The sequence below is a fragment of the Mesorhizobium liriopis genome, from assembly GCF_024053505.1.
In the GTDB taxonomy this organism is placed as follows: Bacteria; Pseudomonadota; Alphaproteobacteria; order Rhizobiales; family Rhizobiaceae; genus Mesorhizobium_B; species Mesorhizobium_B liriopis.
In genome coordinates this window covers 62,072-75,403 of sequence record NZ_JAMXQS010000002.1, presented here as the reverse complement: position 1 = coordinate 75,403, position 13,332 = coordinate 62,072, and the positions used below count along the sequence as shown (strand labels likewise).

The following is a 13,332-nucleotide window of genomic DNA, read 5'->3' as shown; positions in this document are numbered from 1 at the left end:
TGGTTCATAACAGCCTCTGGAATCGTTCTACGAAAATCCGTATATGCACGGCAACCGTGCCAGCGGTCGGCACGGGATCTATCATTTTCGTGTTCAGCCGGTGCCTGTGGCAGCCAGTATGAGCCAAACGCGGAAATGACCGCACCCGCATTCGCCCGAGAGCTGGGCGCCGATTTTCGGCTTCTTGTTCTCACCCCATGGGCTTTTCCGTGCGCGGTTCGAATTTGCTAACCGTCAGCGGTTAAGTGCCGAGACCACCGGCCGTCCGCTCCCCCGAAGCCGACGGCCCGCATTCGAGAAGAGACCGCACACGTGTCCCAATCCATTGACAGCTTCAATTGCCGGCGCACCCTCTCCGTGGGTGACGCGGAATACACTTATTACAGCCTCGTGGAAGCCGAAAAGAACGGCCTGACGGGTGTCTCGCAGCTTCCTTATTCCATGAAGGTGCTGCTCGAGAACCTGCTTCGCAACGAGGATGGCCGCTCGGTCACCAGGGAATCGATCGAAGCCGTCGCCGGCTGGCTGACCGACAGGGGCACGGCGGGCGTCGAGATCGCTTATCGCCCGGCGCGCGTGCTCATGCAGGACTTCACCGGCGTGCCGGCGGTGGTGGACCTTGCCGCGATGCGCGACGCGATGGCCGCGCTCGGCGGCGACCCGCAGAAGATCAACCCGCTGGTGCCCGTCGACCTCGTGATCGACCACTCGGTGATCGTCGACGAGTTCGGCAACCCGCAGGCCTTCGCCCGCAATGTCGAACTCGAATACCAGCGCAACCAGGAGCGCTACAAGTTCCTGAAATGGGGTCAGCAGGCCTTCCGCAACTTCCGCGTCGTGCCGCCCGGCACCGGCATCTGCCACCAAGTGAACCTCGAATATCTGTCGCAGACCGTATGGACGCGCACCGAGGATAGCGAAACCACCGCTTATCCGGACACCTGCGTCGGCACGGATTCGCACACCACCATGGTCAACGGCCTGGGCGTACTCGCCTGGGGCGTGGGCGGCATCGAGGCCGAAGCCGCGATGCTCGGCCAGCCGGTGTCCATGCTCCTGCCGGAAGTGATCGGCTTCCGCCTCACCGGCAAGCTCAAGGAAGGCGTGACCGCCACCGACCTCGTGCTGACCGTCACCCAGATGCTGCGCAAGAAGGGCGTGGTCGGCAAGTTCGTGGAGTTCTACGGCTCGGGCCTTTCCAACATGACGCTGGCCGATCGTGCCACCATCGGCAACATGGCGCCCGAATATGGCGCGACCTGCGGCTTCTTCCCCGTGGACGCCGAGACGATCCGCTATCTCAACACCTCGGGCCGCCCGGAAAACCGCATCGCTCTGGTGGAAGCCTATTCGCAGGCGCAGGGCATGTGGCGCGACAACGGCTCGGCCGATCCGGTCTTCACCGACCTGCTCGAGCTCGACCTTGCCGATGTCGTGCCCTCCATGGCCGGTCCCAAGCGCCCCGAAGGCCGCATTCCGCTGGAAGGCGTCGCGGCCGGCTTCAAGAGGGCCATGGAAAGCGACTACAAGAAGGCGCTTGCGCCCCAGACCCGCTACGATGTCGAAGGCGAGGATTTCGATCTCGGCCATGGCGACGTGGTGATCGCCGCCATCACGTCCTGCACCAACACGTCCAACCCGAGCGTGCTGATCGGCGCGGGCCTTCTCGCGCGCAACGCCAACCGCCTGGGCCTCAAGCAGAAGCCCTGGGTGAAGACCTCGCTCGCACCCGGCTCGCAGGTCGTCGCCGAATATCTCGCGAAGTCGGGCCTGCAGACCGAGCTCGACCAGGTCGGCTTCAACCTCGTCGGCTTCGGCTGCACCACCTGTATCGGCAATTCGGGACCGCTCCCGGCGCCGATCTCCAAGACCATCAACGACAAGGGCCTGATCGCGTCCGCCGTTCTCTCGGGCAACCGCAACTTCGAAGGCCGCGTGTCTCCGGATGTGCAGGCGAACTACCTCGCCTCGCCGCCGCTGGTGGTCGCCTATGCGCTGGCCGGCTCCGTCACCAAGGACCTGACCACCGAGCCGCTCGGCGAGGGCGCGGACGGCAAGCCCGTCTTCCTCAAGGACATCTGGCCCACCAGCGAGGAGATCGACCGCTTCATCAGCGAGAACGTCACGCGCGAACTCTTCACCCGCAAATATGCGGACGTGTTCAAGGGCGACGAGAACTGGCGCAACGTGCAGGCGCCGGAAGGCCAGACCTATGCGTGGGACGACGATTCAACCTACGTGCAGAACCCGCCTTACTTCGTGGGCCTGCAGCCGACCCCGCGTGCCATCGGTGAAATCCGTGGCGCCCGCGTGCTCGGCCTCTTCGGCGACAAGATCACCACCGACCACATTTCGCCGGCCGGCTCTATCAAGGCGGCATCGCCCGCGGGCAAGTACCTGATCGACCACGGCGTGGGCATTGCCGACTTCAACCAGTACGGCACGCGGCGCGGCAACCATGAGGTGATGATGCGCGGCACCTTCGCCAATATCCGCATCCGCAACCACATGCTGGGCGAGAACGGGCGCGAAGGCGGCTACACGATCCACTATCCGTCCAAGGAAGAGGTGTCGATCTATGACGCCGCCATGGAATACCGGAAGGAAGGCGTGCCGCTGGTGATCTTCGCCGGCATCGAATACGGCAACGGCTCCTCGCGCGACTGGGCGGCCAAGGGAACCAACCTGCTCGGCGTGCGCGCGGTGATCGCCCAGAGCTTCGAGCGCATCCACCGCTCCAACCTCGTCGGCATGGGCGTCGTGCCCTTCACCTTCGAGGAAGGCACGTCATGGGCCTCGCTCGGACTGAAGGGCGACGAACTCGTCACCATCGAGGGCCTCGAAACCGTGCGCCCGCGCCAGAAGATGATCGCAAAAGTGACGATGGCCGACGGCACGGTGAAGGACGTGCCGCTGCTCTGCCGCATCGATACGCTGGACGAACTCGACTACTTCAAGAACGGCGGCATCCTCCAATACGTGCTGCGCGATCTGGCGGCATAAAGGCCACGCAGGCAAAATGAGAAAGGGCGGCTTCCGGGCCGCCCTTTTTGTTTCAATCCTTGGCCCGATAAGCCTCGGGCACGATGAACACCTCGTTGGCGCGGCCATAGCCGCCGTCGGGCACGGTTTCGATCAGCACCATCGTATGCTGCTTGACGCCCTCGCCGAAATAGTCGGCGAACATGGCCGTCACGCGGTGGACGATCTCTTCCTTCTGCGTCCTGGACAGCGCTGCTTCCGGTACCTTGATGTTGGCGAATGGCATAAGCGCGCTCCTGTTCAGATCATTCCGCCATTCGTCCGGATCACCTGTCCGTTCACCCATGCTCCGTCCGGTCCGGCGAGAAAGGCGATCACATTGGCGATTTCGTCGGGCGTGCCGAGGCGGCCGAGCGGGATCGTGCCGGTGATGCGTGCGATCAGCTCGTCGGACTTGCCTTCGGTGAAGAGATCCGTCGCCGTCGGTCCCGGCGCCACCACGTTCACGGTGATCCCTTTCTGCCCGAGCTCCTTGGACAGAACATGGGTCAAGGCCTCGACTGCGGCCTTGGTCGCGGCATAGACGCCGTAATTGGGGCCATAGGTGCCGACCACGCTGGTCGAAAGCGAGATGATCCGCCCGCCCGCGTTCAGGCGCCTGGCCGCTTCGCGCATGCCGTTGAACACGCCCTTGAGATTGGTCGCGACCACGCGGTCGAAATTCTCGTCCGAAACCGCGGCGATCGGCTCGAGCTTCATGGTGCCGGCATTGTTGACGATCACGTCCACCGAACCAAGCTCGCCTTCAGTCCGACTGAACAGCGCCGCCACGGCCTGCGGGTCGGCGACATCCGCCTGAGCGGCAATCGCACGGCCGCCCTCCGCTTCGATGGCGCGCACCACGGCGTCAGCATCCGCCGCGCTGCGCGAATAGTTCACGGCGACTGCGAAGCCGTCGCGGGCAAGCCGCAACGCAGTCGCGGCGCCGATGCCCTTGGATGCCCCGGTGACGATGGCGACGCGCTGTTTCGAGTTTGTCATTGTCTCTCTCCTGTTGGGTGGGAGCGGAGATAGGCCATTCCCCTGTTCGGATCATCGCCCCGCTCTTGCCAACAGAGTTCGGCTGTGGCGAACAATTACCATGGATCATCTGAGCCGCATGCGCCTGTTCGTTCGCGTGGTGGAACGCGAAAGCTTTTCTGCCGCCGCCACCGATCTCGGCCTGCCGCGCTCCACCGCGACCGAAGCCGTGAAAAGCCTCGAAGTGCATCTCGGCACGCGGCTTCTGGAGCGCACCACGCGCCATGTGGCACCGACGCTCGACGGGACAGACTATTACCGGCGCTGCGTCGCGATCCTGTCGGACCTCGACGAGGCCGAAAGCGCCCTGCGCGACGCAACCCCGCGCGGACTTCTGCGCGTCGATGCGCACGGGCTCTTCACCCGGACATTTCTGTTGCCCGGCCTGCCCGGTTTCCTCGCCCGCTATCCGCTGATCGATCTTCACCTCGGCCAGGGCGACCGGCTGGTCGATCTGGTGCGCGAAGGCGTGGATTGCGTGATCCGCGCGGGCGAGCCGGCCGACAGCAGCATGATCCGCCGCAAGCTAGGCACGATCCGCGAGATCACGGTGGCGAGCCCGGATTACCTGGCGCGTCACGGCACGCCCTGCACGCCCGACGATCTCGAAGGGCACAGGGCGGTCGGCTTCGTTTCGTCGCTGACCCATGACGTGCTGCCCCTGGAATTCACGGAAGGCGAGAAACTGCGCCATGTGCGCCTGCCAGCCCGCATCACCGCCAACGATTCAGAAACGATGACCGACCTCGCGCGGCTGGGCTTCGGCCTGATCCAGGCGCCCGCCTATCGCTTCGCCAGGGATCTGGAAGAAGGTCGGTTCGTGGAAGTCCTGCCTCTTTACCCGCCCTCGCCGACCCCGCTCTTCGCGCTTTACCCGCAGAACCGCCAGCTCGCCTCGCGCCTGCGCGTGTTTCTGGAATGGGTGTCGGACACGCTTGGCCGGGCGGATTTCTGACGGCGCACGCATGGCATCTTTCCGTTTGGCGCTGCTGTTGCTTACTCTCGTCCCATGCTACGCCTCGCCCCGTGGCGTCACCGCAAGTTGACTTCCTCTTGTTGGCGCCATGCAGCAGGGTGCGGCCAGTTGAAAGACGGGCGGCAGCTTTTGCTGCGCCCGCATGTTCGTTTCCCTCCGAGGAGCCCGACCGATGATGCCGGACGCATGACGGCGATGTACGTTTCGCGTGGATTGTTGTCCGCCTTCGCTCTGAGCCTCACGCTGCTTGGGCCTGCTCTCGGGTCCGCTCTGGCCGAGGAGCCACCCGTTTCCGGCGTGGTCGAACTCTACACGTCGCAGGGCTGCAAGGCCTGCCCGGCGGCCGACAGCGCGCTGGCCGAATTCGCCAAGCGGCCCGACCTGCTCGCGCTCGCCTTTCATGTCGATTACTGGGATTATCTCGGCTGGCGCGACACCATGGCCTCGCCCGACAACACGCTGCGCCAGAAGCTCTACGGCAAGCGTTTCGGTGCGCGCTCGATGTACACGCCCCAGGCCATCGTCAACGGCCGCGCGCAGTTCAACGGCGCCAAGGCACAGGAGATCGAGAACGCGCTGGGGGCCCAGACGCGCAATGGCGAAGCCCCGAACGTGGCGATCACAACCAAACGCATGGGCGACAGCCTGATGATCGAGGTGGCCGACGGCAACCTGCCCGAGGGTCACAAGGCGCATCTGATGCTGGTCGGCTTCGATGGGGCCATAGTGGTTCCGGTCAAGACCGGCGACAATGAAGGCCAGACGCTTTCCTATGTGAACGCGGTGAAGAGCATGCGTCCGATCGGCGTGTGGAAAGGCCCCGCCATGCATGTCGAACTGCCCTGGGTGAGCATCGAGGACAGCATGGGTGCCGCCGTGATCCTGCAGGTGATGGGAAAGGACAAGGTGCCGGGCCCGATCCTGGGTGCCGCAGTCGTCACCCGTCCCGACCGGCCGCACACGGCCGACTAGCGCCACGCGCCTCTGCGCGCGCCCGAACTCTCTGCTCAAACTTGTGGGATGTTTTTGGATCGGTCCGGCGCTGGCCCGTGGGCGGGGGGCTTGGGGATTACGGACCGGCGCCGGACCGAACCGTCTCTAGGACAGGGTGGATGCTGATCCCGCTTTGAGGCGCGAGATTGAGCAAAACGGGGCGCCTTTGTGGCGGCGTGGGATATTTCGGGGAAGGTGGTTGGGCCACAAACCAATCGCTCCGAGCAACAATCGATTACCGACGCGAAAACGGACACGTCACCCCCACCCCGTACCCCTTCCCCACGAGGAGGAGGGGAGGACATGCGCGTGGCGCCATTCCTTTCAAGCTAGTCATCAAGCTTTGAGGTGAAATGCGCCGTTGACGCCCCCCTCCTTGTGGGGAGGGTTAAGGGGTGGGGGTAACGCCTCCACACGCGCCAAGGCTTCCAGAGAAAGCCCTCAAGCCCTCTGCAGCGCTTCAGCGAAGCGTGTCACATCGTCTTCCTGCGTCGCGTAGCTCGTCACGAAGCGGAACAGGCCTTCGCCGGCGCTGAGGCTGCCGTCCCACTGGTCGGGCTCCTTCCAGTCGTAGAAGCGGGCGCCGGCTGCCTGAAGGGCCTGGGCCTTGGCCGTGCTCATCACGGCGAAAACCTCGTTGGCCTGCGGCTTCCAGGCGAGGCGCGCGCTGTTCGAGCCGTGCAGCGCCGTGGCGAGATGCTTGGCCATGCGGTTGGCGGTCTTGGCATTTTCGAGCCAGAGATCGTCGGCGAAATAGCTTTCGAACTGGGCTGCGACGAAACGGGTCTTGGAAAAGAGCTGGGCGGCGCGCTTGCGCATGAAGCCGAACTCGCGCGCCTTTTCGGGGTCGAAGAAGACCAGCGCCTCGGCGCACCAGCAGCCGTTCTTGGTGCCGCCGAAGGACAAGAGATCGACGCCGCGCTTCCATGTCATCTCAGCGGGCGAGCAGTCGAGCGCGACCAGCGCATTGGCGAAGCGGGCGCCGTCCATGTGCAGCGGCACCGCGCGCGACCGGGCGATCTGGGCGATGGCCTCGATCTCGCTCAGGGAATAGATCGAGCCGGTTTCGGTGGACTGGGTGACCGACACGGCCATGGGCTGGCCGGAATGGACATTGCCCGCGGGGAAGCGCGCCATCTCGCGGGAAAGCTCTTGCGCGTCGATCTTGCCGTGCGAGCCCTGCACGGGGCGCAGGCGGCCGCCCGACGACAGGAATTCCGGCGCGCCGCATTCGTCTTCAAGCATATGCGCCTCGGCATGCGCGAAGCAGATGCCGCCGGGGCGCGAGGTGGCGGCGAGCGCCAGCGAGTTCGCGGCCGTTCCCGTCGCCACGAAGAACACAGCCACCTCGCGCTCGAAGACGCGGTTGAATGTTTCTTCCACGCGCCGGTCGAGATCGCTCGTGCCATAGGCGCTGGCATAACCGCCCGCATAGGAAACCAGCGATTGTGCGATAAGGGGGTGGGCGCCGGCCCAGTTGTCGGAAGCGAAGAACATCGGATTCACCTGAAAGGCTCGAAACGTGGGCCTTTTCGCATAGCTGCATGGGGAAGGCTTCCCTAAAAATCGCAGCGCAACAATCTTGCGCATTGATGCATCGCCACAAAATTTTTGATGCTTTGTCGCAGCCACTCTTTGCAGTTCGGTCTTGCGCACCGATTCATGTTCTGCCATGAGAGAAATAGGGCAGTAGTGCTGTCCTATTTAACGGGAGGTTGAGAAGACCGGTTCGGGCATCTAAAATGCCGCGTGCTGGTTTTCGTGTGCGCGGCACTATTGCCCGCCCAGCCGGCCCCATCAGAGAACACAGTCAGGATCACGCCATGAGCAGGCATTTGAGCGAGCGGGAGGGAATGAGTGCGACGGCAGGGATGCCGGCCACCAAAGCCAATCCCCTGCTCGAAAAGCCGCAAGGCCTCTACGATCCGAGCCGCGAGCACGACGCCTGCGGCGTGGGCTTCATCGCGCATATGAAGGGCGTGAAGTCGCACCAGACGGTGCTCGACGGCCTCGCCATGCTCGAAAACCTCACCCATCGCGGTGCCGTGGGCGCCGACCCCCTGATGGGCGACGGCGCGGGCATGCTGGTGCAGATCCCGGACCGCTTCTTCCGCGAGGAGATGCAGACTCAGGACATCGCGCTGCCCGAGCCCGGCCATTATTCGGTCGGCACTCTCTTCATGCCGCGCGACGAAGCGCTGCGCGCCCATATCGAGGCGGTCATCGCCGAGGTCGCCAAGGCGGAAGGCCAGCCGCTGATCGGCTTCCGCGACGTGCCGGTCGACAATTCCTCGCTTTCCAAGGCTCCCGACATCGCGGCCAGCGAACCGGTGCACCGTCAGGTGTTCCTCGGTCGCGGGCCCGAGATCGAGAGCGACGACGAGTATGAGCGCCGCCTGTTCATCCTGCGCAAGGTGATCTCGAACCGCATCCATGCCGAGACCGGCGGGGTCGACAACGGTTTCTATGTCGTGTCGTTGTCGTCGCGCACGGTGGTCTATAAGGGTATGTTCCTGGCCTATCAGGTCGGCGCCTACTACCGCGACCTGCACGATCCGCGTTTCGAGTCCGCACTCGCGCTCGTCCATCAGCGCTTCTCGACCAACACGTTTCCGTCCTGGAAGCTCGCGCATCCTTATCGCATGGTGGCCCACAACGGCGAGATCAACACGCTGCGCGGCAACGTCAACTGGATGGCGGCGCGTCAGGCTTCGGTCGATTCCGAGCTGTTCGGCAACGACATCTCCAAGCTCTGGCCGATCTCGTATGAGGGGCAGTCGGACACCGCCTGCTTCGACAACGCGCTCGAATTCCTGACGCAGGGCGGCTACTCCCTCGCGCATGCCATGATGATGCTCATCCCGGAAGCCTGGGCCGGCAACAAGCTCATGGATGACGAGCGCCGCGCCTTCTACGAGTACCACGCGGCCCTCATGGAGCCGTGGGACGGCCCCGCCGCCGTGTGCTTCACCGATGGCCGCCAGATCGGCGCGACGCTTGATCGCAACGGACTCAGACCGGCGCGGTATGTGGTGACCGACGACGACCGCGTGATCCTGGCATCCGAAGCCGGCGCGCTGCCCGTGCCGGAAGAAAAGATCGTCAGGAAGTGGCGGCTCCAGCCGGGCCGCATGCTTCTGATCGACCTGGCGCAGGGCCGCATCATCTCTGACGAGGAGATCAAGCACGAGATCGCCTCGCGCCACCCCTACAAGACGTGGCTGCGCAACACACAGCTGATCCTCGAGGAACTGAACCCGGTCGAGCCGCGCGCGCTGCGCAAGGATGTGTCGCTTCTCGATCGTCAGCAGGCCTTCGGCTACACGCAGGAAGACACGCGCATCCTGATGGCGCCGATGGCGACCACCGGCCAGGAGGCCGTGGGCTCCATGGGAACGGACACGCCGATCTCGGCGATGTCGGACAAGTCCAAGCTGCTTTACACCTATTTCAAGCAGAACTTCGCGCAGGTGACGAACCCGCCCATCGACCCGATCCGCGAGGAACTGGTGATGAGCCTGGTCTCCTTCATCGGCCCGCGTCCGAACATCTTCGATCTGGTCGGCTCGTCGCGCAAGAAGCGCCTCGAAGTGCGCCAGCCGATCCTGACCAATGGCGATCTCGAAAAGATCCGCTCGATCGGCCACACCGAGGACCGTTTCGACACCAAGACGATCGACGTGACCTACGCCTCCGCCGAAGGGCCGGAAGGCATGACGGGCGCCATCGAGCGGCTTTGCGAGCGCGCGGAAGCAGCGGTTGCAGGCGGCTACAACATCATCATCCTTTCCGACCGCCAGATCGGGCCGGACCGTATTGCCATTCCTGCACTGCTCGCGACCGCTGCCGTCCACCATCACCTGATCCGCAAGGGCTTGCGCACCTCGGCCGGGCTCGTGGTGGAATCGGGCGAGCCGCGCGAGATCCATCATTTCTGCTGCCTCGCCGGCTATGGCGCGGAAGCCATCAACCCCTATCTCGCCTTCGACACGCTGGTGGACATGCACAAGCGCGGCGAAATGCCGGCCGAGGTCGATGCGCATGAGGTGGTCACGCGCTTCATCAAGTCGATCGGCAAGGGCATGCTCAAGGTCATGTCCAAGATGGGCATCTCGACCTACCAGAGCTATTGCGGCGCGCAGATCTTCGACGCGATCGGACTGAAGTCCGACTTCGTGGCGAAGTATTTCACCGGCACGGCGACCACCATCGAGGGCGTGGGCCTCGATGAGGTCGCGGCCGAAACGGTGTTGCGCCACGGCTCGGCCTTCGGCGACGATCCTGTCTTGCGCAACACGCTGGATGTGGGCGGCGAATACATGTTCCGCATGCGCGGCGAGGCTCATATGTGGTCGCCCGACGCGGTGGCGACGCTGCAGCATGCGGTGCGCAAGGGCTCGTGGGAAACCTTCCAGGACTATTCCACGCAGATCGACAGTGCGACGGCCCGCGCCCAGACCCTGCGCGGCCTGTTCCGCATCAAGCTCGCGGAGGAAAGCGGCCGCACGGCGGTGCCGATCGACGAGGTGATGCCGGCAGCCGATATCGTCAAACGCTTCTCGACGGGCGCGATGTCTTTCGGATCGATCTCGCGTGAGGCGCATACGACTCTGGCACGCGCCATGAACGCCATCGGCGGCAAGTCGAACACCGGCGAAGGCGGCGAGGAGCCCGACCGTTACCTGCCGCTGCCCGACGGCTCGGTGAACCCCGAGCGCTCGGCCATCAAGCAGGTGGCCTCCGGCCGCTTCGGCGTGACGACGGAATATCTCGTCAATGCCGACATGATCCAGATCAAGGTCGCGCAGGGTGCCAAGCCCGGCGAAGGCGGCCAGCTGCCCGGCCACAAGGTGGATGCGACGATCGCCAAGACGCGCCACTCGACGCCGGGCGTAGGCCTGATCTCGCCGCCGCCGCACCACGACATCTATTCGATTGAGGATCTGGCGCAGCTGATCTACGATCTGAAGAACGTGAACCCGGCTGCCGACATCTCGGTGAAGCTGGTGTCGGAAGTGGGCGTCGGCACGGTGGCGGCCGGTGTCGCCAAGGCGCGCGCCGACCATATCACGGTATCGGGCTATGACGGCGGCACGGGTGCCTCGCCGCTCACCTCGCTCAAGCATGCCGGCTCCCCATGGGAGATCGGCCTGGCCGAAACCCAGCAGACGCTGGTGCTGAACGGCTTGCGCTCACGCGTCTGCCTGCAGGTCGATGGCGGCTTGCGTACGGGCCGCGACGTGATCGTGGGCGCGCTTCTGGGCGCCGACGAATACGGCTTCTCGACAGCACCCCTGATCGCGGCCGGCTGCATCATGATGCGCAAGTGCCACCTCAACACCTGCCCGGTGGGCGTGGCGACGCAGGACCCGGTCCTGCGCAAGCGCTTCAAGGGCGCGCCCGAGCATGTGATCAACTACTTCTTCTTCGTCGCCGAAGAAGTGCGCGCGCTGCTCGCCGCCATGGGCTTCCGCCATCTCGACGAGATCGTGGGTGCCTCCGAGCTGATCGAGAAGCGTCCGGCCATCGCGCATTGGAAGGCGAAGGGGCTTGACTTCACGAAGCTCTTCTTCAAGCCGGAAGCCGGGCCTGAGGCGATCCACTGGACCATGCGGCAGGAGCATCCGATCGCGGATGTGCTCGACCGCAAGCTGATCGAAGAAGCGATGCCCGCGCTCGAAACGCGCCAGCCGGTGAAGATCGAGACCACGATCCGCAACGTCGACCGTTCGGCCGGTGCGATGCTCTCGGGCGAAGTCGCCAAGCGCTTCAAGCACAAGGGCTTGCGCGATGACACGATCGCGGTGCGTCTCAACGGCACGGCGGGCCAGAGCTTCGCGGCGTTCCTCGCGCGCGGCATCTCGTTCGAGCTGGTCGGCGAAGGCAACGATTATGTCGGCAAGGGTCTCTCGGGCGGCCGCATCGTGATCCGTCCGCCGGATAACACGCGCATCGTGCCCTCGGAATCGATCATCGCGGGCAACACCGTGCTTTACGGCGCGATCAACGGCGAAGCCTATATCGGCGGCGTCGCCGGCGAGCGTTTCGCGGTGCGCAATTCGGGTGCTGTGGCCGTCGTCGAAGGCGTGGGCGACCACGGCTGCGAATATATGACGGGCGGCGTGGTGGTCGTGATCGGCAAGACGGGCCGGAACTTCGCGGCCGGCATGTCGGGCGGCGTGGCCTATGTGCTCGACGAGGAAGGCGACTTCGCCTCGCGCTGCAACATGGCCATGGTCGAGCTCGAGCCGGTGCCGGAAGAAGACGATATGCTCGAAAAGCTGCACCATCGCGGCGGCGACATCATGCACAAGGGACGCGTGGACGTGTCCGGCGACATGACGCGCAACGACGAGGAGCGGCTGGTTCAGCTCATCTCCAACCATGCGCATTATACGGGCTCGGCCCGCGCCAAGGCGATCCTCGAGGACTGGGCGAATTATCGCGGCAAGTTCCGCAAGGTAATGCCCGTCGAGTACCGCCGCGCGCTGGAAGAGATGGAACGCATGCGGATGAACGTGGCGGCGGAGTAGAGGGCGCGATCGGTCGCATTGCGGCACGATCAACCAACTGGCATATGACAAGGCATATGCCAGTTGGAGGCAAGCGATGCCGGCCGAAGCGAAAAAAGAACAGCGCGTGCGCGTCTTCCGCAATGGCCGAAGCCGCGCCGTGCGCATCCCGAAAGAGTTCGAGTTCGAAGGAGAAGAGGTCACGATCCGCAAGGAAGCGGATGGGAGCCTGACGCTGGTGCCGGACAAGCGCCAGCGCTCGCCGAAGGAAATCGTCGAATGGTTGCGGAGGCAGCCGCCATCCGAATTTGACTTCCCGGACATCGACGACAGCGACATGCTTCCCCTCGACGACGTCAAGTTCTAGCCGTGTACCTCCTGGATACGAACATCATTTCGGACATCGCGCGAAACTCGGCTGGCTTTGCCGCACAGCGTTTCGCCGAGGAGCCGAGGGAGTTGCTCTATACGAGCGTGGTGGTGTCGGCCGAAGTTCTGTTCGGTCTAGTCAATGGAACGAGTGCCGACACGCACAGAAAGATGACCGCAGTGCTGCAAGGCTTGCGTGTCGTGGGAATGGAACCGCCGGTCGCTGAGGTCTACGCATCGGTTCGGGCGGGGTTGAAGAAAGCAGGGAGAGAGCTCGGGCCGAACGACATGTTCATCGCGGCCCATGCGCTCGTCCTGAATGCGACGCTGGTAACAGCGGATCGGGCTTTCCGGCACGTGCCGGGTTTGAGGATCGAAAACTGGCTGCTGGGTGAAACCGCTGCGAGCTGAGTGGAACTG

The 13,332-nt window shown here is 64.3% G+C and carries 9 protein-coding genes; 6 read left to right on the top strand and 3 right to left on the bottom strand.

What is annotated here, in order from left to right:
* The first annotated feature begins 324 nt into the window (after window positions 1–324).
* Window positions 325–3,003: an aconitate hydratase AcnA gene (acnA, locus tag NGM99_RS03365; RefSeq protein WP_353937377.1), complete on the top strand. Its 2,679-nt coding sequence runs from the start codon at window positions 325–327 to the stop codon at window positions 3,001–3,003.
* Between the two features lie 52 nt (window positions 3,004–3,055).
* Here the strand turns inward: acnA and NGM99_RS03360 are convergent, their stop codons facing one another.
* Both NGM99_RS03360 and NGM99_RS03355 read right to left on the bottom strand, forming a co-directional pair.
* Window positions 3,056–3,268 (bottom strand): tautomerase family protein, encoded by a 213-nt coding sequence (locus NGM99_RS03360; protein ID WP_252816000.1) that lies wholly within the window; start codon window positions 3,266–3,268, stop codon window positions 3,056–3,058.
* A 14-nt stretch (window positions 3,269–3,282) separates the two neighbouring features.
* Window positions 3,283–4,023 (bottom strand): SDR family oxidoreductase, encoded by a 741-nt coding sequence (locus NGM99_RS03355; RefSeq protein WP_252815998.1) that lies wholly within the window; start codon window positions 4,021–4,023, stop codon window positions 3,283–3,285.
* Between the two features lie 100 nt (window positions 4,024–4,123).
* On the opposite strand from NGM99_RS03355, the gene NGM99_RS03350 reads away from it, so the two are divergent.
* Together NGM99_RS03350 and NGM99_RS03345 are read left to right on the top strand one after the other, a co-directional pair.
* Complete coding sequence (locus tag NGM99_RS03350; RefSeq protein WP_252815996.1) at window positions 4,124–5,017, top strand: LysR family transcriptional regulator; 894 nt, start codon at window positions 4,124–4,126, stop codon at window positions 5,015–5,017.
* 207 nt (window positions 5,018–5,224) lie between these two features.
* On the top strand, window positions 5,225–6,010 hold the full coding sequence (locus tag NGM99_RS03345) for a DUF1223 domain-containing protein (protein WP_252815994.1): 786 nt from the start codon (window positions 5,225–5,227) through the stop codon (window positions 6,008–6,010).
* 462 nt (window positions 6,011–6,472) lie between these two features.
* Here NGM99_RS03345 and NGM99_RS03340 read toward each other — a convergent pair whose 3' ends face one another.
* Window positions 6,473–7,528 (bottom strand): threonine aldolase family protein, encoded by a 1,056-nt coding sequence (locus tag NGM99_RS03340; protein ID WP_252815992.1) that lies wholly within the window; start codon window positions 7,526–7,528, stop codon window positions 6,473–6,475.
* A gap of 356 nt (window positions 7,529–7,884) precedes the next feature.
* Here NGM99_RS03340 and gltB point away from each other — a divergent pair, with 356 nt between their 5' ends.
* The 3 genes from gltB (at window position 7,885) to NGM99_RS03325 (ending at window position 13,323) form a co-directional block, all read left to right on the top strand.
* Window positions 7,885–12,564 (top strand): glutamate synthase large subunit, encoded by a 4,680-nt coding sequence (gene gltB, locus NGM99_RS03335; RefSeq protein ID WP_252816881.1) that lies wholly within the window; start codon window positions 7,885–7,887, stop codon window positions 12,562–12,564.
* Window positions 12,565–12,640: 76 nt separating this feature from the next.
* On the top strand, window positions 12,641–12,910 hold the full coding sequence (locus tag NGM99_RS03330) for an antitoxin (protein WP_252815990.1): 270 nt from the start codon (window positions 12,641–12,643) through the stop codon (window positions 12,908–12,910).
* Window positions 12,911–12,912: 2 nt separating this feature from the next.
* Window positions 12,913–13,323 carry a PIN domain-containing protein gene (locus NGM99_RS03325; protein ID WP_252815987.1) on the top strand — a complete coding sequence of 137 codons (411 nt, stop codon included), beginning with the start codon at window positions 12,913–12,915 and terminating at the stop codon, window positions 13,321–13,323.
* Window positions 13,324–13,332 lie beyond the last annotated feature (9 nt).